Genomic DNA, 21,051 nt, shown 5'->3' with positions numbered 1-21,051 from the left:
TGAAGCTACTTCTTGATCTGCCCGGCCAGGTACTTGCGGATCCCTTCCCCATAAGGCGGGCGCAGACCCAACATCGGGGCGATGTCCTTCTTCAGCTGCTGGAACACCGCCTTGCGATGGCTGAACTCGCGGAAGCCGTCGTGGCCGTGATAAGCGCCCATGCCCGCCGGACCGACGCCGCCGAACGGCAGATCTTCCTGGGCGACGTGGAAGATCACGTCGTTGACGGTGACGCCGCCGCTGGTGGTGTTGGCCAGCACGCGGTCCTTCTCCGCCTCGTCGGTCCCGAACCAGTAGAGGGCCAGGGGCCGGTCGTGGGCGTTCACATAGGCGACCGCCTCGTCGATGGTCTTGTAGCCCTTCACGGGCAGGACCGGGCCGAAGATCTCCTCCCGCATCACCGTCATGTCGTCGGTGGGGTCGAGGATCAGGGTCGGGGCGATCTTGCGGTGCTCCTGCTGCGACAGGTCCTCGCCGCCCGGATTGATCTCGATCACCCGCGCGCCCTTGGCCCGGGCGTCGTCGACATAGCCTTTCACCCGGTCGTAGTGACGCTGGGCGACGACGGCCGTGTAGTCCGGATTGTCCTTGATCGTCGGGAAGTAGCGGCCAACGGCGGCCTGGGCTTCCTTAACGAAGCTTTCGACCTCTTCCTGCGGGGCCAGGACATAGTCCGGCGCCAGGCAGATCTGGCCGGCGTTCAGGGTCTTGCCATTCATGATCCGCGCCGCGGCCGTGGCCATGTCGGCGCCGCGCGACAGGATCACCGGGCTCTTGCCGCCCAGCTCCAGGGTCACCGGCACCAGATTCTCCGCCGCCGCCCGCATCACATGCCGCGCCACCGAGGTCGCGCCGGTGAACACCAGGTGGTCGAAAGCCAGGCCCGAAAAGGCCTGACCGACCTCGGGACCGCCGACGAACACCGCGACCTCCTCCTCCGAGAACGCCTTGGCGAACATGGCCTTCAGCAGATCCGAGGTCGCGGGGGTGAACTCCGAGGGCTTGATCATCGCCCGGTTGCCGGCCGCGAACACCCCAGCCAGGGGCGCGAAGGTCAGGTTGACCGGGAAGTTCCACGGACTGATCACCCCGACCACGCCCTTGGGCTGCCACTGCACCGTGGCCTTGGCGCCGAACAGACCGAGGATCGCCGGCGTCGTCTTGCGCTTTTCCGGCCTCATCCACTTGGCGACGTTCTCGCGGGCGAACTTCAGCGGACCGATCGAGCCGGCCACATCGGTCAGGGCCGTGGCCTCGGGCGAGCGCGAGCCGAAATCTTCGTTAACCGCCTTGGCGATCTGCGCCTGATGGCCGACCAGCAGATCAATCGAACGGTTCAGCCAATCGATCCGCTTTTCGACGCTGGGCGCGCCATCGCGCAGATGCGCGGCCTTTTGACGCCGCAGAACGTCGGCCATCGCCGCCTTGTGGGCGTCGAACGACAGATTGACCGGTGCGTTCATGATGTTCGCCTCCCTACCCTCTCCCGGCCATGGTGGCGCGGTGCTCATCTTATCGATGATAACCATGAAGGCTGGTCGTTTCTTACGCAAGTGAACGTCGTTCTTAACGCCTCGTAAGAACTCTCCACCCTATGGTCGCGCTCCAAGCGTCGGCGTTTCCGCGAGGGGAACCGCTGAACGGGGGAAGAAGAGATGTCGGACGTCGAAACCACGCTGCGCGGTCCCGAGGCCTATAAGATTGCTTCGCGCGCCCTGGAGCTCATGGAGCGTCACCAGGTGTGGCCGACCGCCCTGAACTTCGAGCTGTGGACCCACTATGTGGCCGATCCCGACGGCGCCCTGGCCCGTGAACTGACGCGACTGATCTCGCTGGGCGAGCCGATGACCGAACTGGTCAGCGAAGAGCTGGCCGCCACCTACCTGCCCAAGGCGCGCCTGAACGAACAGATCCGTGACGCCGGCGACCTTCTGTCGAAGGAACTGGAGGCGGTCTCCAAAGCCATCCACAACGCCCAGAAGTCCAACGCCGCCTTCGGCAAGGAACTGGCCGGCGCGACCAAGAGCCTGGACAAATCGACCGACGTCGACGCCATCAAGGCGGTGGTCGGCAGCCTGGCCGAAGCCACCCGCCGCGTGCACAAGGAGAACCGGTCGCTGGAAACGCGCCTGGCCGACTCCACCGCCGAGGTCGAGCGCCTGCGCGAACATCTTGAACAGGTTCGCCGCGACGCCACCACCGACGGCCTGACCAACCTGGCCAACCGCAAGGCCTTCGACGAAGAGCTGGAGCGCGCCTGCGCAGAGGCCGACGAAGAGAACGCCAGCATCTGCCTGGCCGTGCTCGATATCGACCACTTCAAGGGCTTCAACGACACCTGGGGCCACCAGACCGGCGACCAGGTCATCCGCTATGTCGCCTCGGTGATCGGCCGCGTCGCCGCCCCGCCGCGGTTCGCCGCCCGCTACGGCGGCGAGGAGTTCGCCATGATCTTCCCGCGCGAGTCCGCCGCGGCCGTCGCCGCCACCCTCGAAGAAATCCGCGTCGAGGTTTCCTCGCGCATGCTCAAGCGTCGCTCGACCAACGAGGACCTGGGCGCCATCACCATTTCGTCGGGCTTCGCCGAGCGCAAGCCGGGCGAGAGCGGACATTCGATCATGGAACGCGCCGACACGGCGCTCTACGCCTCCAAGCGCGGCGGCCGCAACCGGGTCACGGCGGCGGAGTCCATGCCGGCCTCGGCCAACGCGGCCTGAACCTCTTCAGCAGAAGACCTACCTTGGACGCCGCCGGTCTCACGATCGGCGGCGTTTCCTTTTGAAGATTCCGCTAGCCTTCCCAAGGGGCAAAGGCGCTGAACTCCGCCTAAAGATCAAGGGAGGCCCTGGCCGTGGACTATCAGAAGATCCGTGTCTCGACCGAAGGCGGCGTCGCCACGGTGACCCTCGCCGATCCATCCACGCTGAACGCCGCCAGCCTGGAGATCGCCCGCGAGCTGATCCACGCCTTCTCGTCGATCGCCGCCGGCAAGATCGAGGCGCGCGCGGTGATCCTGACCGGCGAAGGCCGCGGCTTCTGCTCGGGCGCCAACCTGTCGGGCGGCGGCGCGGCCGGGCGCGAACTGGACGTCGACGGCAAGCCCGACGCCGGCTCGGCGCTGGAAAGCACCTACAACCCGCTGATGACCCTGCTGCGCGACTTCCCGCTACCGATCGTCACGGCGGTGAACGGCCCGGCGGCCGGGGTCGGCTGCTCGATCGCCCTGATGGGCGACATCATCGTGGCGGCCGAAAGCGCCTACTTCCTGCAGGCCTTCCGACGCATCGGCCTCGTGCCCGACGGCGGTTCGACCTACATGCTCCCGCGCCTGATCGGCAAGGCCCGGGCCATGGAGATGATGCTGCTGGGCGACAAGATCCCGGCGGCCACGGCCCTGCAATGGGGGCTGGTCAATCGCTGCGTGCCGGACGACGAACTGATCGGCGCCGCCACGGCGATCGCCCTCGAGCTGGCCCGCGGCCCGGCGGCGCTGGGCGCGATCCGCAAGCTGGTCTGGGACAGCCTCGACAGCGACTGGACCGGCCAGTTGCACGCCGAACGCAAGGCCCAGAAGTTCGCCGGCAAGACCGAGGACTTCCTCGAAGGCGTCAGCGCCTTCCTGCAAAAGCGCGCGGCGGCGTTCAGGGGAAAGTAGATCCTACGGCTTGAGATAGGGCTTGTAGCTCTTCTCCTCGACGATCTCGGAGCCAGCGGCCGCGTTGATGGCGCGCTTGATGGCGGCGCGCTTGTCGTTGTCGATATAGACCCGGCGGGCCAGGGCCACGAAGTGTTCGCCGAAGTCCTGGCGGCGCTCGCAGTCGCGCTTGCCGTCCTCGATGTCCCAGAGGGCGGCGTTGACCTCGGTGAGTTCGGCGGTCAGGCGGGCGATCTCGGCATTGTCGGGCAGGTGCTCAGCCGCGGTGGCTTCCAGCAGGGCCAGCTCCTTGCGGACATTGGCTTCCTTGGCCGGGTCGCCTATCCGCTCGGCCTTGACCCGCAGGATGGTGATCTTGTCGACCAGTTCGCCCGCCGAGATCGGCGCGAGGATGGACATTCAGGAGGCTCCGGACACGAGACGCTGGAGCGCCTCCCAAGCCGCGTCAACCGGCAGGGCGCCCATGCCGCTTCCGTAATCCTCCGCGATCAGCATCTCAAGCCGCTGGGCGGCGGGGCCGAATTTCATCGACTTGCGGCGATCCTGTTGCAGCGACAGCAGCGGCGCGCCGCCCGCGGCCAGCATGTGGCCAGGGCCCGCGTCGTTGGCGACGCCCGCCGCCAGTCGTCCGGCCAGGGCGATGACCAGCAGCGGGCCCTTCACGCCCGCGAAGCCGTCGGTGCGGTTACGCTCGGGCTGGAGCGCTTGCGGGACCTCGCGCGCGGCCACGGCGGCGTCCTCGGCCTCTTCGGGGCCGAACAGGAAGACCGGCGTCCAACCCTTGGCCACGACGCGGCGGGCCAGTTCCAGATAGTTCTCCAGCGGCCAGCGCTTGTCCTGTCCGCCCGCGCCAGGCGCGAGGCCGACATAGGTCGGGCCGGACGGCAGCAGGGCCTCGGCGGCCTTCAGGGCGTCAGGGTTGGTGAGCGCCAGCGGCTTCGGCGCGCCCTGCCCGTCCGTGGCCAGGGTCAGCAGTCGCGCCAGGCGGTCGGTGACGGCCACGGGCCAGTCCTTGTCGCGGGCGTGGCGGGCGGCCGAGACGAAACGGCCGCTGGCGCCGCGCCTGGCGACGCCGCCGCGGCGCAGGTTCTCCTGGGTGTCGATGACGAGGTCGAACTTGCGACCGCCGAACGGCTTCACCCACGGCAGGCTGTCCGCCGGCGCGGCCCCATTGCGCCCCTCCAGGATCACCTCGTCGACATAGCCGGAGACCACGGCCTTGAGCGGCCCGGCGTAGACCGTCTCGCCCTTGGCCGCGCACCAGCTGATCCGCGACTCGGGAAAGGCCGCGCGCAGGCCGGCGATGAAGGGCAGCTTGATCAGGCCGTCGCCGATGACCTCGCCCATCGAATAGATCAGAACCGTCTGGACCATGGCCGTGTGTCGCCGCCCCGCCGCCCGCGGTCAATCTCGATCACGATATTGTAAGTGAGCGCTCACTTGCATCTCTACGCGCCTATGAGATGCTCTCGTCATGAGCGCCAAGCCCCGCATCGAACGCGCCGCCCTGGAGGCCTTCGTCGTCGAGGGCGTCGACGCGACCACCACCAAGACCATCGCCGCCCGCGCGGGGGTTTCCGAGGGCGCGATCTACCGCCACTGGAAGAGCAAGGACGCACTGGCGGTTGGCCTGTTCATGGACTGCCATCGCCGTCTCGCGACGCTGATCGAGAACGAGGCCGCCGCCGTCGACGGGATCAAGGCCAAGGCCGCCGCCCTGGTGCGCGCCTACTGCGCCGTGGCCGACGAGGACTGGCTGCTGTTCTCGTTCCACCTGCTGCAGCTGCACCACTTCCTGCCCTACTACCAGGAGGACGGCCGCGACCCGGTCACCCTAGTCGAGAACGTGATCAAGCGGGCGATGATCGAGGCCCAGCTGCCGCCCGGCGACCCGCGCGTGCTGGCCGCCATGGCCATCGGAGTCATCACCCAGACCGCCCAGAACAAGGCCTATGGCCGCCTGGGCGACGACGCCCTCTCGGCCCACGCCCCCCTCATGACAGCGGCCGTCCAGGCCGTGCTCTTCGCCCGCTAGGGAAAACACAGAGATGCGCAGCGCGCTCTTCAACGCCTACTACTGGGTCCTGTCGATCTTCTACGGCCTGTCGGCCGCCTTCGCCGCCCTGGCGCCGGGCCGCGACGCCGTGACCTTCACCCTGCGGCTCTATAGTCGCCGGATGCTGTGGGCTCTGGCGTTCTTCGCCGATGTGAAGGTTGAGCTGAAGGGCCGCGAGAACCTGCCCGACGGTCCCTGCATCCTCGCCGCCAAGCACCACAGCTGGGGCGACGGCTTCGTGATGTTCGCCCATGTCGACAATTTGAGCTTCGTGACCGGCGACCACCTGGAGAGGTTCCCCCTGGTCGGGGCGATCCTCAAGAAGTTCGGAGCCATCGTCGTCGACAGCTGCGGCGGCCCAGAGGCGCGCAAGGCGCTGTCCGAAAGCGCCGCCCAGGTCGCGGCCGAGGGCCGACGGATTCTCGATCTATCCCGAGGGCCATCTGGCCGCGCCGGGCGAGCGGTTCCGCTACCGCACGGGCGTCTATTACATGAGCAAGGATTTCGGCCTGCCGGTCGTGCCGGTGGCGACGAACCTGGGCTGCTTCTGGCGGCAGACGGAGAAGAAGAAGACGCCGGGAACCGCGACCGTCGCGCTCCTGCCAGCCCTCCCCCAAGGCCTGGAGAAGGACGACTTCATGGCGCGGATGGAAGCGGCGATCGAAGGCGCCACGAATGAACTTATCGCGGAGGCGACGGGCCAGCCCGCGAAGCCGTCGGTGCTGGTGGAGTGGAATGGCCGCCAGAACGTGGCCGCGGCGCCGAAGCCGGCGGAGGTCTCGATCTAGACCTCGACCGGGCACTCCGCGGGGATCGCCACGAACGTGCCCTCGGCCCGGCGCTTGGCGAAGTGGCTCTGGGCGCAGGTCGAGGAGCACAGCAGGCCGGTGTCCGACCAATAGAGCGGCGCTTCGTCCTCGTGCTTGAAGCGCGGCGCGCCCCACGCGAGGCCGCATTCAACGCAGGACGGGGTTCGAGCCAGCATCAGTCCAAGGCCTCCGCCGCGGGCTGGATCGTGACGCTCTCGCCGCAGCCGCAGGCGTCGGTCTCGTTGGGATTGTGGAACACGAACTTCGAGGACAGCTTGGTGATCTCGTAGTCGATCTCTGTGCCGATCAGGAACAGCACCGCCTTGGGTTCGATCAGGATGGTGACGCCCTTGTCCTCGACGACCTCGTCGATCGGTCCCTTCTCGGCGGCGTATTCGAAGACGTATTCCTGGCCAGCGCAGCCGCCGTTCTTCACACCCACCCGCAGGCCCGCATAGGGTTTGTCAGCCCGATCCATGATCTCCTTCACGCGCGCGGCCGCGGCGTCGGTCAGGGTGACGACCTTGGGGCGCGGGCGGCGGGGGCGTGCGGTGATCGCGGTTTCCATGACTTCTCGAACCAATCAGAACATGTTCAGTTGCAGCTTGGCCTCGTCGCTCATCCGCGAGGAATCCCACGGCGGCTCGAAGACCAGCTCGACATTGCACGACTTCAGACCCGGGATCTCCATGACCGCGTCGCGCACCCAGCCCGGCATTTCCCCAGCCACCGGGCAGCCCGGGGCGGTCAGGGTCATGTCGATGGCCACGTCCTTGTCGTCGCTGACGTCGACCTTGTAGATCAGGCCCAGCTCATAGATATCGACCGGGATTTCCGGGTCGTAGACGGTCTTCAGCTTCTCGATCAGCTGGTCGGTCAGCCGGTTCAGCTCGTCCTTCGACAATGCCGACGGGACTTGGGCGGAAGCGGGTTCGGAAGCGGCGGCGTCGGTCATGAGCGGCTCAACTGAAGAAACTGCGGGCCTTGGCCAGCGCGTCCACGAACGCGTCGGCCTCCGCCTCGGTGTTATATAGGGCGAAGGAGGCGCGCGCGCTCGACGTGACGCCGAAACGGCGCATCAAGGGCTCGGCGCAGTGGGTGCCGGCGCGGACGGCGACGCCGTACCGATCCAGCACCTGGGCGATGTCGTGAGCGTGGGCGCCCTCGAACCGTGAACGACAGCACCGCGCCCTTGCCGGGCGCCTCGCCCAGGATCCGCACGCCGTTGACGCCGCGCAGCCGCTCGGCGACCCGCTCGTACAGAGCGTGCTCGTGGGCGAAGATGGCGTCGCGATCCAGGGCGTTCAGCCATTCGATCGCCGCGCCCAGGCCCACGGCCTCCAGGATCGCCGGGGTGCCGGCCTCGAAGCGATGCGGCGGATCGGCATAGGTGATCCGGTCCATGGAGACAGAGCCGATCATCTCGCCGCCGCCTTGATACGGCGGCAGAGCGGCCAGGCGCTCGGCCTTGCCGTAGAGCACGCCGATGCCGGTCGGGCCGTACAGCTTGTGACCGGAGAAGACGTAGAAATCGACGTCCAGGGCCTTCACATCGACCTTGGCGTGGACGATCGCCTGGCAGCCGTCCAACAGCACCGGGGCGCCGGCCGCGTGGGCCAGGCGGACGATCTCGGCGACGTCGTTGACCGTGCCGAGCACGTTCGACATGTGGGTGACGGCGACCATTTTGGTCTTGTCGGACAACAGGCCCGGCAAGGCCTCGATGTCCAGCCGCCCGTCGTCCAGCACCGGGATGAACTTCAGAACCACGCCCTTGCGCTCGCGCAGGAAGTGCCACGGCACGATGTTGGCGTGGTGCTCCATCTCCGAGATCACGATCTCGTCGCCGGCGTTCAGCGAGAGGCCGAACGACGACGCGACCAGGTTCACCGCTTCCGTGGCGCTCTTGGTCCAGACGATTTCGGTCGGCTCGGCATTGATGAAGCGCGCGACGGTTTCTCGCGCCTTTTCATAGGCTTCGGTCGTTTCGTTCGCCAGCGTATGCAGACCGCGATGGACATTGGCGTACGAGGTGCGGGCCAGACCCGTCATGGCGTCCAGCACCGTGTCGGGCTTCTGGGCGCTGGCGGCGCTGTCGAGATAGATCAGCGGCTTTCCGTGGACCTGGCGGGCCAGGATCGGAAACTGGGCGCGGATCGCCTCGACATCGAACGGAGCATCAAACGCCATCAGGTCGGGCTCCCCAGCTTGCGGGCGACCCAGGTGGCGGCGATCTCGCGCGCGCCCTCGTGCTCGATCCGCTCGACCACCTCGCCGACAAAGGCGACGGTCAGCATGGCCTTGGCCTCGAGCTCCGGAATGCCGCGCTGGCGGGCGTAGAAGATGGCTTCCTCGTCCAGGGCGCCGATGGTGTTGCCGTGGGCGCAACTGACGTCATCGGCGAAGATCAGCAGTTCCGGCTTGGCGTCGATCTCGGCCTTGTCCGACAGGATCAGGGCGTGGTGGCCCATGCGCGCGTCGGTCTGGTCGGCGCCGGGCGAGACCACGATGCGTCCCTGGAACACGCCGCGCGCCTGATCGGCGACCATCCCCTTGGTGAGTTGGCTGGTGATCCCGTCGACGCCGGCGTGGGTGACGACGGTGGTCTGGTCGGCGTGGCGCTGACCGTCCAGCAGATAGACGCCGTCCAGGCGAACCTGGGCGTGGGCGCCAGGGTGGTTGATCCGCGTCTCGATCCGCTGGCGACGCGCGCCCGAGGTCAGGACGGTCTGGGCGTAGGTCGCGCCGGGCGCCAGGTCGACCTCGGCGGTGACGACGTTGATCGCCTCGGCGTCGTCCTCGACCAGGATGATGCGCTCGACCGAAGCGCCCTCGCCCACGGCGATGTCGAGCGTGACGTCGGACACGTAGCCGGCGGCGCGGCCTTCGTGGCTTTCCAGCAGAACCAGGGTCTCGCCCGGCTTGACCACAAGGGCGTGGTTGGCGGCTTGCGAGGCCTTTTCAGCCAGGGCGACGAAGCGCAGGGCGACGACGCCCGAAGCGGCCTCGGCGCCAGCTATCCGGCGGCCGTTGACGAACACGGTCTCGATTGAAGCCAGGTCGGCGAACGGCCCGGCCGGAATCTCGCCGTCATGCGCCGGCGCGGCCGGCGGCAGGACCCGCAGCAAACCGCGCAGATCGGTCCACCGCCAGTCCTCGTCGCGCCGCGACGGCAGCGCGGTCAGGTCGCCGGTCTTGAGGGCGGTCGAAAGGGTCACGCCGCCACGCTCACATACTTGTCGTAGCCCTCGGCTTCCAGCTGCAGGGCCAGTTCCGGGCCGCCCGAGGCGACGATGCGGCCGGCGGCCAGCACGTGGACCTTGTCGGGTTTGATGTAGTCCAAGAGGCGCTGGTAGTGGGTGATGACCAGCATGCCGCGCTCGGGCGAACGCAGGGCGTTGACGCCTTCGGAGACGATCTTCAGCGCGTCGATGTCGAGGCCGCTGTCGGTCTCGTCCAAAATCAGGAACTTCGGCGAAAGCATCGACATCTGGAAGATTTCCATGCGCTTCTTCTCGCCGCCCGAGAAGCCGACGTTCAGGCCGCGCTTGAGCATCTCGAAGTCGATCTTCAGCGCCGCGGCCTTCTCCTTGGCCAGCTTCAGGAAGGCCGGGGCGGCGATCTCGTCCTCGCCGCGCGCGCGGCGCTGGGCGTTGAGGGCGGTGCGGATGAAGGTCAGGGCCGGAACGCCCGGAATTTCCAGGGGATATTGGAACGACAGGAACAGACCCTTGGCCGCCCGCTCGTTCGGCTCCAAGGCCAGCAGGTCATCGCCATTGAGCGTCGCCGCCCCTTCCGTGACCTCATAGCCGTCGCGGCCGGTCAGCACATAGGACAGGGTCGACTTGCCGGCCCCGTTCGGGCCCATGATCGCGTGGACCTCGCCGGCCGGCACGTCCAGCGTGACGCCCTTCAGGATCGGCTTGTCCTCGACGCGGGCGTGAAGGTTGTTGATAGAAAGCATCTTTAACCGACTGATCCTTCGAGAGAAATCGCCACGAGCTTCTGGGCCTCGACGGCGAATTCCATGGGGAGTTGCTGCAGCACGTCCTTGACGAAGCCGTTGACCAAGAGGGCCACGGCCTCCTCTGGCTTAGGCCGCGTTGCTGGCAGTAGAAGAGCTGGTCGTCCGACAGCCGCGTGGTGGTGGCCTCGTGCTCGAACACCGACTGGCCGTTGCGGGCCTCGATGTACGGAACGGTGTGGGCCGCGCAGGTCTTGCCGATCAGCAAGCTGTCGCACTGGGTGAAGTTGCGCGCGCCCTTGGCCTTGGGGTGGGCCGAAACCAGGCCGCGATAGGTGCTGGTCGACTTGCCGGCGCTGATGCCCTTGGCGACGATCCGCGACTTCGTGTTGGCGCCCAGGTGGATCATCTTGGTGCCGGTGTCGGCCTGCTGATGGCCGTTGGTCACGGCGATCGAATAGAACTCGCCCGAACTCCCCTCGCCGCGCAGCACGCAGGACGGATACTTCCAGGTGATGGCCGAACCGGTCTCGACCTGGGTCCACGAGACCTTGGAGCGGTCGCCGCGGCAGTCGGCGCGCTTGGTGACGAAGTTGTAGATGCCGCCCTTGCCGGTCTCCGGATCGCCCCGGGTACCAGTTCTGGACCGTCGAATATTTGATCTCGGCGTCGTCCAGCAGGACCAGCTCGACCACGGCCGCATGCAGCTGGTTCTCGTCGCGCATCGGGGCGGTGCAGCCCTCCAGGTACGAGCAATAGGCGCCCTTGTCGGCGATGATCAAAGTCCGCTCGAACTGCCCGGAATCCTTGGCGTTGATCCGGAAATAGGTCGACAGCTCCATCGGGCAGCGCACGCCCGGCGGGATGTAGACGAAGGAGCCGTCGCTGAAGACCGCGCTGTTGAGGCAGGCGAAATAGTTGTCCGAGGTCGGCACCACGCTGCCCAGGTACTGGCGCACCAGTTCCGGGTGTTCGCGGATCGCTTCGCTCATCGAGCAGAAGATGACGCCGACCGCGGCCAGTTCCTTCTTGAAGGTGGTCACGACCGACACGCTGTCGAACACCGCGTCCACGGCGTAGCGCGGCGCGCCTTCGACTCCGGCCAGAACCTCTTGTTCCTTCAGCGGAATGCCCAGCTTGGCGTACACGGCGAGCAGTTCCGGATCGACCTCGTCCAGGCTCTTGGGACCTTCCTTGGTCGAGGGCGCGGCGTAGTAGTAGCTGTCCTGGTAGTCGATCTTGGGGAAGTTGACCTTCGCCCAGGTCGGCTCCTCCAGCTCAAGCCAGCGGCGATAGGCTTCCAGCCGCCAGTCCAGCATCCATTGCGGCTCGTCCTTCTTGGCCGAGATGAAGCGGACGATGTCCTCGGAGAGACCCTTGGGGGCGAACTCCTGAGCGATATCGGTCGTGAAGCCGTGCTCGTACTTCTCGAGCGCGGCGACGGTTTCGACAGTTTCCTTGACCGCGGCCACTACGCCACCTCCCGGCGCCGTGCGCCGATACGCTTCCAGGCGGCGAGCCAGGCGTCGCCGCACTTGTTCCAATCGTCTTCCGTGCTGGCCCAGCCGCCGCTCACCCGCAGAGCGAACGGGGCCAGATCGGACCGGCCCATGGCTTCCACCACGCGGCTGGCCTTGACCTTGCCCGACGAGCAGGCGCTGCCGGCGCTGACCATGACCCCGGCCAGGTCCATGTTCATGACCTGGACCTCGGAGCCGAAGCCCTCGCCGGCGAAACACAGGGTTTGCGGCAAACGGTCGGCGCCCTCGCCGAGCACGACCGCGCCTTGCGCCTTGAGCCGCTGGGCCAGGGCGTCGCGCCAATGGGCCTGTTCGGCCATTGAGGCAAGACTGTCGCGGGCCACGCGGGCGGCCGCGCCGAAGCTGGCGATGCCGGCGACGTTCTCGGTGCCGGCCCGGCGGCCGCGCTCCTGGCCGCCGCCGTGCTGGCGACGGCTGACGGTGGCGCGGGTTCCGGCGACAAGCGCGCCGACGCCTTGCGGGCCGCCCAGCTTGTGGGCCGACAGCGCCAGGGTGTCGGCGCCGAGGGCCGAGAAGTCGACGGCGATCTTGCCGGCCGCCTGGACGGCGTCGACGTGCAGGAGGCCCTCGGCGGCGCGGACCAGGGCCGAGGCCTTGTCCACAGGCTGGATCACGCCGGTCTCGTTGTTGGCCAGCATCAGGCAAACCAGGGTCTTGCCCGGCTTTTCAAGCGCTTGCGCCAGCCAGTCGAGATCGACGATCCCCAGGCTATCCACAGGCATGACCTCGAGCGGTAGGCCGGACGCCTTGGCGGTCTCGGTCACCGCGTCATGCTCGATGGCGGAAATGATGATGCGCTGGACGCCGGCGATCTTGGCGCTCTCGATAGCCAGGGCGTTGGCTTCCGTGCCGCCGCTGACGAAGGTCACCGAGCCGGCCGGCACGCCGACCAGGGCCCCGACCTCGGCGCGGGCGCGTTCCACCAGGTCGCGCGCGGCGCGGCCGGCGGCGTGGACTGACGAGGGATTGGCCGGGCTCTCCAGGGCGCGCAGCAGCGCTTCCCGCGCCTCCGGGCGCAGCGGGGCCGTGGCGTTGTAGTCGAGATAGACCGATGCGCGGGACATGCTCACTCGGCCGCGATCTCCATCGGACGGCCCATCGGGCCGCCTTGGGGGCGAAGCTCGCCGTTCAGCACGTCGGCCACCGAGACCGAGGCCAGGTAGCCATGGATCTGACGGCCCATCTCTTCCCACAGGCCATGGGTCATGCAGCGCTCGCCGCCGGCCATGCAGCCCTTGGCCTGACCTTTGTTGAAATTGCAGCGGGTGGCGCGGAGCGGCTCGTCGACCGCCAGCACGATGTCGGAGATGAAGGTCTCGCCCGAGCCCTTGGCCAGGCGATAGCCGCCGCCGGGGCCTCGAGCGCTGATCACCAGGCCCTTGCGGCGCAGGCGCGCGAACAGCTGCTCCAGGTACGACAGCGAAATCTGCTGGCGCGCGGCGATCTCGGCCAGGGCCACGGCGCGACCCTCGCTTTCGTCCTGGCGCTTGGCCAGGTCGGTCATCGCCATGACCGCGTATCGACCCTTGGTGCTCAGGCGCATCGCCTTACCCCTTGCAGATTCCGCGCGCATCGGCTTTTGCGTGTGCTACAAGCCGCGACTTCGCGCGCGGGCCCTATAAGCCCGCGACTGGTTGCGATCTAGGAAGACCAAGCGCAGTAGTCAAGTATTCTGGCGATCCAATCGTCGGATGACAGGCCGCTCGCGAGCTCAAGGGAACGACATGCCTGATGTGATTTTGACCGGCGCGTCCGGGCGGATCGAAGGTCGCTATTCTCCGGGCAAGACCGAGACGGCGCCGATCGCGCTGATCCTGCACCCCCACCCGAAGGCCGGCGGTCACATGAACCACCCGGTGTCGGTTCAACTGTACCACCTGTTCATGAAGCGCGGTTTCGCGACCTTGCGCTTCAATTTCCGCGGCGTCGGCCGCAGCCAGGGCGAGTTCGACGCCGGCATCGGCGAGCTGGCCGACGCGGCCACCGCGCTCGACTGGCTGCAGACCGGCAACCCGGCCGCCAGCCAGACCTGGGTCGCCGGCTTCGACTTCGGCGCCTATATCGGCATGCAGCTCCTGATGCGTCGCCCGGAGACGGACGGCTTCATCTCGGTGTCGCCGCCGACCAACATGTACGACTTCAGCTTCCTGGCCCCCTGCCCGGCCTCGGGCCTGTTCCTGACGGGCTCGGCCGACACCATCACCCCGCCGGTCGAGGTCGAGCGCGTGGTCACCAAGCTGCGGACCCAGAAGGGCATCACGATCGACTACGAGGTCATCGACAAGGCCAGCCACTTCTGGACCGAGCACCTGCCCAGCGTCGAGAAGAGCGTCAGCGAGTATCTCGACAAGCGTCTGGCCGAAAACCCGATCTAGACGAGCCTACCGGTTCGAATTCGAGGCCTCCCTCCGGGGAGGCCTTTTTCGTTTGTGCGACGTGACGGAGCGGCGATGGCGTAACATCGGTCACGATCCTATGTTTTCACTGATTGATGAATATCAGGGACGCGGTGATGCACTATGACATCGTCATTGTCGGCGGCGGCGCCGGCGGACTGGAACTGGCCTCGCGGCTGGGCCGCAGGCTGGGCGGCCGGCACGGCAAGCGCCGGGTGCTGCTGATCGACCGCTCCAGCTTCCACATCTGGAAGCCGACCCTGCACGAGGTGGCGGCCGGCACGCTGGACGTCCACCAGGAAGGGATTTCCTATTCGATCCTGGGCCGCTCGAACGGCTTCAACTTCCTGCTCGGCGAATTGGCCGCCTTCGACCCGGCCGCCAAGCGCCTGACCCTGAAGCCCATCACCGACGCGGACGGCCAGTTGCTGGCCCCCGAGCGGACGATCACCTTCACCTTCGGCGTGCTGGCGATCGGCTCGGGCTCGAACCTCTTCGGCACGCCCGGCGCCGAACGGGCGCACCTGCTGGAGCGCACCGAGGACGCGGAGGCCTTCCACGCCCGGCTGCTGGCGGCCTTCACCAAGGCCTCGTTCTCGCCCGACAAGATCATGCGCGTGGCCATCGTCGGCGGCGGCGCCACCGGCGTGGAGCTGTCGGCCGAGTTGATCGAGGCGCATCGCGAGCTGCTGGACAGCGTCGGCGACGAACAGCGCTTCCGCCTGGACATCACGGTGGTCGAGGCCGCGCCGAGGATCCTCAACGGCCTGCCGCCGAAGATCGCCGACAAGGCGACCTTGGCCCTCGAGCGCAAGGGCGTGGCGGTGAGAACGGGCGCCAAGGTGCTGGCCGTCCACGCCGACCGGCTGGAGACCAGCCAGGGCGACAGTCCGGCCGACCTGATCGTCTGGGCCGCGGGCGTCAAGGCGGCCGAGGCCAATACCGGCTTTGGGCTGGAGACCAATCGCGGCAACCAGTTCGTGGTCAACGACCACCTGGAGACCTCGGCCCCCGACGTCTGGGCCCTGGGCGACTGCGCCGCCGCGCCGTGGAAGGACGGCAAGACCATCCCCGCCCGCGCCCAGGCCGCGCACCAGCAGGCCAGCTATCTGGAGCGAGCGCTGATCGCGCGGCTGCACCAGGGCCGGATCGACGCGCCGTTCGTCTATCGCGACTTCGGCTCGCTAGTGTCGCTGGGCGACAACAAGGGCGTCGGCGCGCTGATGGGCGGGCTGGGCGGCCCGAACTTCTTCGTCGAAGGGCTGATCGCCAAGTGGGCGTACATGTCGCTGCACCTGGACCATCACCGAGCGATCCTGGGCGTGGGCCGCACGGCGACCCTGGCGCTGGCGCGCCTGCTGCAGCGGAGAGTGTCGGGAAGACTCAAATTGCACTGAAGGGCTGCTCCCCCGCGTTGCGGGGAGCTGTCGCGGAGCGACTGAGGGGGCTAGCTGGAGGTCGGCGGCACTCGCCCCCCTCCGGCCCTCTGGGCCACCTCCCCCGCGACGCGGGGAGGATCTAGGGCGTAACGATCCTTCCGCCCGTCATCGCCGCCTTCACCCCCGTCGTCCCCGGGAAGCTGATCGGCAGCCCCCTGGCCGTCCGCGCCGCCAGGTAGGCGAACGCCTCGGCCTCGATGCTGTCGCCGCGCCAGCCGTGCGCCTCGGCGGCCTCGACCGGCACGGGCGCCCGCTCGGCCAGGGTCTTCATGATCGCCGGATTGTGCCGGCCGCCGCCGCAGACGATCAGGGCGTTGGGCGCTTCGCCGCCTTGGGCGAAGGCGCGGAATACCCCCTCGGCGGTGAAGGCCACCAGGGTCGCGGCGGCGTCCTCAGGCGACAGGTGCGCCACCGGCTCCAGAGAAAAGTCGTAGCGGTCCAGGGACTTCGGGGACCGGCGCATCGAAATACGGGCTCGACAGCAGAGCGTTCAGCGCCCGTTCGTCCACGCGGCCGACCGAGGCCAGCTTGCCGTCCTCGTCGAAGCGGGCGATGCCGCGCGCCTGCAGCATCAGGTCGATCATGCCGTTGCCCGGACCGGTGTCGAAGGCCAGCAGGGATCCGTCCGGACCGATCAGGGTGATGTTGGCCACCCCGCCGACATTCAGCGCCGCGACCGGCGCGGCCAGGTCCGAGGCCCGAGCGCGGGCGGCGTGATAGATCGGCGCCAGGGGGGCTCCCTCCCCGCCGGCCGCCACGTCCGCCGTGCGGAAGTCGAAGGCCACCGGGCGACCGCTGACCTGGGCCATGCGCTCGGCGTCCAGCAGTTGGACCGTCCGTCCGATACGATCGGCGGTCGGCCGCTCGTGCAGGACCGTCTGGCCGTGCACGCCCAACAGGTCGAAATCGCTCCACGACAGGCCGTGCTCGGCCAGGAAACTCTCGGCCGCATGCAGGTGCTCGTCGGCCACGGCCCTGCGCGCCTCGTCGAAGATCGCCGGCTCGGGTTCGCCGCGCGGCCAGGCGCGGGCGATGTCGGTGGCCTTGAGCAGCAGATCACGGGTCGCCTCGCGCAGCTTGCGCTCGCCCGCCGGGCCGAAGCCCTGGATGTCTTCGCCGTCGGTTTCCAGCACCGCCATGTCGACCGCGTCGAGCGAGGTGCCGGTCATGAATCCCAGGATCTTCATGGAAACGTTGACTGCCACGGGCGGCAAACGGTAGCTAGACCCATGATCGACGCTTTCGTCCTGGCCCGCCCCTATTACCGCCCGCTGCCATAGCGGGAGGCTGACCAGACACGTCGCCGCCCCGCCTCGCCGGGGTCGCTCTCATCCAGTCGATCATGCGCTCCGGCTCCCGTCCCGGAGTTTGCAATGAAACCCTCACATTCCCTCGATTTGGCGGACCTCGCCGTGCTAGACGGCCCGCCAAGTCAATCAGAGAGTCGAACCATGTCCGCCGCGCCGTCCTTCAAGTCGGAGTTCCTGCGAACCCTGGAGGCGCGCGGCTACATCCATCAGATCACCCACCCGGATGAGCTGGACGCCGCGGCCGCCGGCGGGATCATCACCGCCTATATCGGCTTCGACGCCACGGCCCCCAGCCTGCACGTCGGCAGCCTGATCCAGATCATGATGTTGCGCCGCCTGCAGCAGGCTGGTCACAAGCCGATCGTCCTGATGGGCGGCGGCACGACCAAGGTCGGCGACCCGACCGGCAAGGACGAGAGCCGCAAGCTGCTGTCGGACGCCGACATCGCCGCCAACATCGCCGGCATCAAGCAGGTCTTCGCCAGGTTCCTGACCTTCGGCGACGGCCCCACCGACGCCATCATGGTCGACAACGACGCCTGGCTCAGCAAGTTCGGCTACGTGCAGTTCCTGCGCGACTACGGCGTGCACTTCACGGTCAACCGGATGCTGGCTTTCGACTCGGTCAAGCTGCGGCTTGAGCGCGAACAGCCGATGACCTTCCTCGAATTCAACTACATGCTGATGCAGGCGGTGGACTTCCTGGAGCTGAACCGCGCGCACGGCTGCGTGCTGCAGATGGGCGGTTCGGACCAGTGGGGCAACATCCTCAACGGCGTCGAGCTGACCCGCCGCGTCGACCACAAGGCCGCCTTCGGCCTGACGACGCCGCTGCTGGCCACCGCCTCGGGCGCCAAGATGGGCAAGACCATGGCCGGCGCGGTGTGGCTGAACGCCGAGCAACTGAGCCCCTACGACTACTGGCAGTTCTGGCGTAATACGGAGGACGCCGACGTCGGCCGCTTCCTGAAGCTGTTCACCGACCTGCCGCTGGAGAAGATCGCCGAACTGGAAGCCCTCGAGGGCGCCCAGATCAACGACGCCAAGAAGGTGCTGGCCGACGAGGCCACCCGCATGGCCCACGGCGAGGAGGAGGCCCGCAAGGCCCGTGACGCCGCCGAGAAGGCCTTCGAGCAGGGCGCGCTGTCGGCCGACCTGCCGACCTTCGAGGTCCCGGCAGCCGAACTGGAAGCCGGCGTCGTGCTGGCGGCCCTGTTCGCCGACGCGGGCCTGGCCGGTTCGCGCGGCGAGGCTCGGCGCCTGGCCCAGGGCGGCGGCCTGAAGGTCAACGACAAGGCCGAGGCCAGCGCGGACCGAGTGATTACCTCGGCGGACCTCGTCGAAGGCGTCGTCAAGCTGGCCGCCGGCAAGAAGAAGATCGTGTTGGTGAAGCCCGTTTAGTTATCGGTTGATTGTGCTCCCGGCCCTGGCGTAGCCAAGGGCCGGGGCGACCCTTTCCCACCTGGAGACGCGTTCGATGCTGCAGCCCGGCGACAAGGCCCCTGATTTCGACCTGCCGACCGACACCGGCCGCGTCAGCCTGGCCAGCCTGAAGGGCAAGAACGTCGTCCTCTACTTCTATCCGAAGGACGACACCGCCGGCTGCACGTCCGAGGCCCTGCAGTTCTCGTCGGAAGTCGAGGAGTTCCAGAAGCTGGGCGCGGTGATCGTCGGCGTGTCCAAGGACAGCGTCGCCTCACACGCCAAGTTCCGCGCCAAGCACGACCTGACCATCGCCCTGGCCGCCGACCCGCTGGGCGACGTTGTCGAGGCCTATGGCGCCTGGGTCGAAAAGAGCATGTACGGTCGCAAGTACATGGGCATCGACCGCTCGACCTTCCTGATTGACCGCGAGGGCATGATCCGCGAAGTGTGGCGCAAGGTGAAGGTGCCCGGGCACATCAAGGCGGTGATGACCGCCGCCAAGGCCATCAAGTAGGCCTTAATTCTGCTCCTCCGAGGAACCCGTCGGTCGCCGAGGTGTTGTATCGGCGCCTCTCCGTGTGACCTTCACGCCGGAATACAGCCTTAACGTTTGCTCCGGATGGTCAGGAAACGTTAAGGATCGAGGCGCAATGTTACTTTTTTCGAGTCGCGCTCTTCTTGGGGCGCGAAGAGTCTTGCGCCTTTCCGCTTTCTCGTAGCATATCGCCCAGACCTGAAACGGGGGGTTTCTTGGGCGATGGCGATCAAGCGCTTTAAGCGACTGCGGCACTCTCTCGAAGCCCTATTTCCCGAACGGCACATCTATATCCGCTCCGGCGGCGAGATGCGCGGCTACGTCTTTTCCACGAACAAGCAGCTGCTGGGCGCTTCCGTCGTCGCCATCACCGCGCTGTGGATGGGCGTCTGCACCGCCTCGATGGCGGTCAACGCCCTGGCGGTCAGCTCGACCGACCAGCAGGTGATCCGCCAGAAGGCCTATTATGAGCGCCTGAACGCAGACCGCCAGGCTCGCCTGAACAGCGCCGTGGCCCAGTTGTCGGCCACCAACGGCTCACTGGAAGACCTGGCCGCCTCGGTCGAGAAGCGCCACGCCGCCCTCGCCCTCCTGGTTTCCGACTTCAAGGGCGTGCCCGGCGCCGCCCAGGCCCTGACGGTCGCCAAGCCACGCCTGCTGGCCGCCAGCCCCGTGCAGCGCATCCAGGCCACGCGGATGGATCAGGAGCGCCTGATCGACGCCGCCGAGAGCTTTGCCAAGAGCCGCGCCGAGCGCCTGCGCTTGGCCATGCGGATGGCGGGTCTGGACGCCGGCAACTTCACCGGCCGCGGCGTATCGCTGGGCGGCCCGCTGATCGAAGCCAAGGATCCGCGCGCCCTCGCCGCCGTCCTCGACGTCGACGAGGAGTTCGCCAGCCGCATCCAGCACGCCGCCAACGACATGTCGGACATGCGCAGCCTCGGCGCGGCGGCCAAGAAGCTGCCCTTCTACCGTCCGACCGGCAATCCGGCCCTGTCGTCCAGCTACGGCGTCCGTTTCGACCCGTTCACGCACCGACCGGCCTTCCATTCGGGCCTCGACTTCCCGGGCGCCTATTACACCCCGATCATGGCCACGGCCCCCGGCGTCATCTCGTTCACCGGTGTCCGCTCGGGCTATGGCAACACGGTCGAGATCGACCACGGCGGCGGCTTCAAGACGCGCTACGCGCACCTGGCCACCATCGGTGTCCGCGTCGGTCAGCGCGTGACCATCGGCAGCCGCGTCGGCGCCATGGGCTCGACGGGCCGCTCGACCGGTCCGCACCTCCACTACGAAGTCTGGGTCAACGGTAAGGCCCAGAAATCCCAATCGTTACTTGAAGGCTGGTGAGTATGTTCAGCAAGCAAGCTAAGTCGGGCTCAAAGACCTCGGCTCGCATCGAGCCCCTGCCGACCCCGATGGCGGCTCCCGCCGAGCAGGCCCGCCGCGCGCCGCCGAAGGTGGCGTCTCTGCTGTCGGCCGACCTGACCATCGAAGGCAGCGTCACCGGCGAAGGCGAGCTGCAGATCGACGGCGTGGTCAAGGGCGACGTTCGCGTCGGCCGCCTGACCGTCGGCGAGACCGGCCATGTCGAGGGCGGCGTCTATGCCGAGGCGGTGGAAGTGCGCGGCCGCGTGGTCGGCGCGATCACCTCCAAGCAGGTTCGCCTCTACGGCACCTCCTACGTCGATGGCGATATCACCCACGAACAGCTGGCCATGGAAACCGGGGCCTTCTTCCAGGGCCGCAGCCTGAAGTTCCAGCGCCCCGCCCCGACCGTCCAACCGGCCCCGCCGCCGGAGCAGTTGGCCATCGCCCAAGCCAAGCCCGTCTCGGGCTGACGCTTCGCGCGCTTCGCGATAGGCTTCGGATACAGGAACGCCCCGGATCGCTCCGGGGCGTTTTCGTATTCCGAGGC

General features: G+C 67.7%; 19 protein-coding genes and 5 pseudogenes. 11 read left to right on the top strand and 13 right to left on the bottom strand.

Translation table 11 applies throughout. The annotated features are described in order from the left end of the window. Positions 1–5: 5 nt before the first annotated feature. Positions 6–1,463 (bottom strand): coniferyl aldehyde dehydrogenase, encoded by a 1,458-nt coding sequence (locus ACHMW8_RS19565; protein WP_395443473.1) that lies wholly within the window; start codon positions 1,461–1,463, stop codon positions 6–8. A 192-nt stretch (positions 1,464–1,655) separates the two neighbouring features. Here ACHMW8_RS19565 and ACHMW8_RS19560 point away from each other — a divergent pair, with 192 nt between their 5' ends. Together ACHMW8_RS19560 and ACHMW8_RS19555 are read left to right on the top strand one after the other, a co-directional pair. Further along, positions 1,656–2,717 (top strand): GGDEF domain-containing protein, encoded by a 1,062-nt coding sequence (locus ACHMW8_RS19560; protein WP_125158473.1) that lies wholly within the window; start codon positions 1,656–1,658, stop codon positions 2,715–2,717. 134 nt (positions 2,718–2,851) lie between these two features. Then, positions 2,852–3,655, top strand: coding sequence for an enoyl-CoA hydratase/isomerase (locus ACHMW8_RS19555; RefSeq protein WP_395443472.1), 804 nt, complete (start codon positions 2,852–2,854; stop codon positions 3,653–3,655). Positions 3,656–3,658: 3 nt separating this feature from the next. Here ACHMW8_RS19555 and ACHMW8_RS19550 read toward each other — a convergent pair whose 3' ends face one another. Both ACHMW8_RS19550 and ACHMW8_RS19545 read right to left on the bottom strand, forming a co-directional pair. Then, positions 3,659–4,054: a DUF6165 family protein gene (locus ACHMW8_RS19550; protein WP_125158475.1), complete on the bottom strand. Its 396-nt coding sequence runs from the start codon at positions 4,052–4,054 to the stop codon at positions 3,659–3,661. Then, on the bottom strand, positions 4,055–5,029 hold the full coding sequence (locus tag ACHMW8_RS19545; protein ID WP_395443471.1) for a glycosyltransferase family 9 protein: 975 nt from the start codon (positions 5,027–5,029) through the stop codon (positions 4,055–4,057). A 100-nt stretch (positions 5,030–5,129) separates the two neighbouring features. Here ACHMW8_RS19545 and ACHMW8_RS19540 point away from each other — a divergent pair, with 100 nt between their 5' ends. Both ACHMW8_RS19540 and ACHMW8_RS19535 read left to right on the top strand, forming a co-directional pair. Continuing rightward, complete coding sequence (locus tag ACHMW8_RS19540) at positions 5,130–5,690, top strand: TetR/AcrR family transcriptional regulator (protein WP_395443470.1); 561 nt, start codon at positions 5,130–5,132, stop codon at positions 5,688–5,690. A 13-nt stretch (positions 5,691–5,703) separates the two neighbouring features. Next, positions 5,704–6,499 (top strand): annotated as a pseudogene (locus tag ACHMW8_RS19535) (lysophospholipid acyltransferase family protein). Here ACHMW8_RS19535 and ACHMW8_RS19530 read toward each other — a convergent pair. The 9 genes and pseudogenes from ACHMW8_RS19530 to ACHMW8_RS19490 form a co-directional block, all read right to left on the bottom strand. Next, on the bottom strand, positions 6,496–6,696 hold the full coding sequence (locus ACHMW8_RS19530; RefSeq protein ID WP_125158479.1) for a hypothetical protein: 201 nt from the start codon (positions 6,694–6,696) through the stop codon (positions 6,496–6,498). The pseudogene ACHMW8_RS19535 and the gene ACHMW8_RS19530 overlap by 4 nt on opposite strands. Then, positions 6,696–7,088 (bottom strand): iron-sulfur cluster assembly accessory protein, encoded by a 393-nt coding sequence (locus ACHMW8_RS19525; protein WP_125158480.1) that lies wholly within the window; start codon positions 7,086–7,088, stop codon positions 6,696–6,698. Before ACHMW8_RS19525 ends, ACHMW8_RS19530 begins: the two co-directional genes overlap by 1 nt. A 15-nt stretch (positions 7,089–7,103) precedes the next feature. Continuing rightward, positions 7,104–7,475 (bottom strand): SUF system Fe-S cluster assembly protein, encoded by a 372-nt coding sequence (locus tag ACHMW8_RS19520; RefSeq protein ID WP_395443469.1) that lies wholly within the window; start codon positions 7,473–7,475, stop codon positions 7,104–7,106. Positions 7,476–7,482: 7 nt separating this feature from the next. Beyond that, positions 7,483–8,710, bottom strand: a pseudogene (locus ACHMW8_RS19515) (aminotransferase class V-fold PLP-dependent enzyme). After that, positions 8,710–9,738, bottom strand: coding sequence for a Fe-S cluster assembly protein SufD (gene sufD, locus ACHMW8_RS19510; RefSeq protein WP_395443468.1), 1,029 nt, complete (start codon positions 9,736–9,738; stop codon positions 8,710–8,712). The pseudogene ACHMW8_RS19515 and the gene sufD overlap by 1 nt, the downstream one beginning before the upstream one ends. Continuing rightward, the gene (gene sufC, locus ACHMW8_RS19505) at positions 9,735–10,484 is read right to left on the bottom strand and encodes a Fe-S cluster assembly ATPase SufC (RefSeq protein WP_395443467.1); all 750 of its coding nucleotides are present in this window, start codon (positions 10,482–10,484) and stop codon (positions 9,735–9,737) included. Before sufC ends, sufD begins: the two co-directional genes overlap by 4 nt. A 2-nt stretch (positions 10,485–10,486) precedes the next feature. Further along, a pseudogene (sufB, locus tag ACHMW8_RS19500) lies at positions 10,487–11,956 on the bottom strand (Fe-S cluster assembly protein SufB). Then, positions 11,956–13,095: a cysteine desulfurase family protein gene (locus tag ACHMW8_RS19495; protein ID WP_395443466.1), complete on the bottom strand. Its 1,140-nt coding sequence runs from the start codon at positions 13,093–13,095 to the stop codon at positions 11,956–11,958. The pseudogene sufB and the gene ACHMW8_RS19495 overlap by 1 nt, the downstream one beginning before the upstream one ends. Continuing rightward, a complete protein-coding gene (locus ACHMW8_RS19490) occupies positions 13,092–13,568 on the bottom strand; it encodes an Rrf2 family transcriptional regulator (RefSeq protein WP_125158487.1) in 477 nt (158 codons plus the stop codon). Before ACHMW8_RS19490 ends, ACHMW8_RS19495 begins: the two co-directional genes overlap by 4 nt. 181 nt (positions 13,569–13,749) lie before the next feature. Between ACHMW8_RS19490 and ACHMW8_RS19485 the strand changes: the two genes are divergently transcribed. Both ACHMW8_RS19485 and ACHMW8_RS19480 read left to right on the top strand, forming a co-directional pair. Next, positions 13,750–14,400 carry an alpha/beta hydrolase gene (locus ACHMW8_RS19485; protein WP_395443465.1) on the top strand — a complete coding sequence of 217 codons (651 nt, stop codon included), beginning with the start codon at positions 13,750–13,752 and terminating at the stop codon, positions 14,398–14,400. Between the two features lie 137 nt (positions 14,401–14,537). After that, positions 14,538–15,818, top strand: a complete 1,281-nt coding sequence (locus tag ACHMW8_RS19480; protein WP_395443464.1) for an NAD(P)/FAD-dependent oxidoreductase — start codon at positions 14,538–14,540, stop codon at positions 15,816–15,818. Between the two features lie 121 nt (positions 15,819–15,939). Here the strand turns inward: ACHMW8_RS19480 and ACHMW8_RS19475 are convergent. Further along, positions 15,940–17,047: pseudogene (locus ACHMW8_RS19475) on the bottom strand (anhydro-N-acetylmuramic acid kinase). A gap of 42 nt (positions 17,048–17,089) precedes the next feature. On the opposite strand from ACHMW8_RS19475, the gene ACHMW8_RS19470 reads away from it, so the two are divergent. The 5 genes and pseudogenes from ACHMW8_RS19470 (at position 17,090) to ACHMW8_RS19450 (ending at position 20,974) form a co-directional block, all read left to right on the top strand. Next, the gene (locus ACHMW8_RS19470; RefSeq protein ID WP_024265744.1) at positions 17,090–17,140 is read left to right on the top strand and encodes a hypothetical protein; all 51 of its coding nucleotides are present in this window, start codon (positions 17,090–17,092) and stop codon (positions 17,138–17,140) included. 93 nt (positions 17,141–17,233) lie between these two features. Continuing rightward, positions 17,234–18,571, top strand: a complete 1,338-nt coding sequence (gene tyrS, locus ACHMW8_RS19465) for a tyrosine--tRNA ligase (RefSeq protein WP_199743534.1) — start codon at positions 17,234–17,236, stop codon at positions 18,569–18,571. 76 nt (positions 18,572–18,647) lie between these two features. After that, on the top strand, positions 18,648–19,109 hold the full coding sequence (locus ACHMW8_RS19460) for a peroxiredoxin (RefSeq protein WP_395443463.1): 462 nt from the start codon (positions 18,648–18,650) through the stop codon (positions 19,107–19,109). Positions 19,110–19,352: 243 nt separating this feature from the next. Then, positions 19,353–20,505 (top strand): annotated as a pseudogene (locus ACHMW8_RS19455) (peptidoglycan DD-metalloendopeptidase family protein). Continuing rightward, on the top strand, positions 20,486–20,974 hold the full coding sequence (locus ACHMW8_RS19450; RefSeq protein ID WP_125158494.1) for a polymer-forming cytoskeletal protein: 489 nt from the start codon (positions 20,486–20,488) through the stop codon (positions 20,972–20,974). Before ACHMW8_RS19455 ends, ACHMW8_RS19450 begins: the two are co-directional and overlap by 20 nt. The last annotated feature ends 77 nt before the right edge of the window (positions 20,975–21,051 follow it).

Source organism: Caulobacter sp. UC70_42, assembly GCF_044056025.1.
In the GTDB taxonomy this organism is placed as follows: Bacteria; Pseudomonadota; Alphaproteobacteria; order Caulobacterales; family Caulobacteraceae; genus Caulobacter.
Note: the sequence above shows the minus strand (reverse complement) of the source record. Positions and strands in the feature narration are given on the sequence as shown.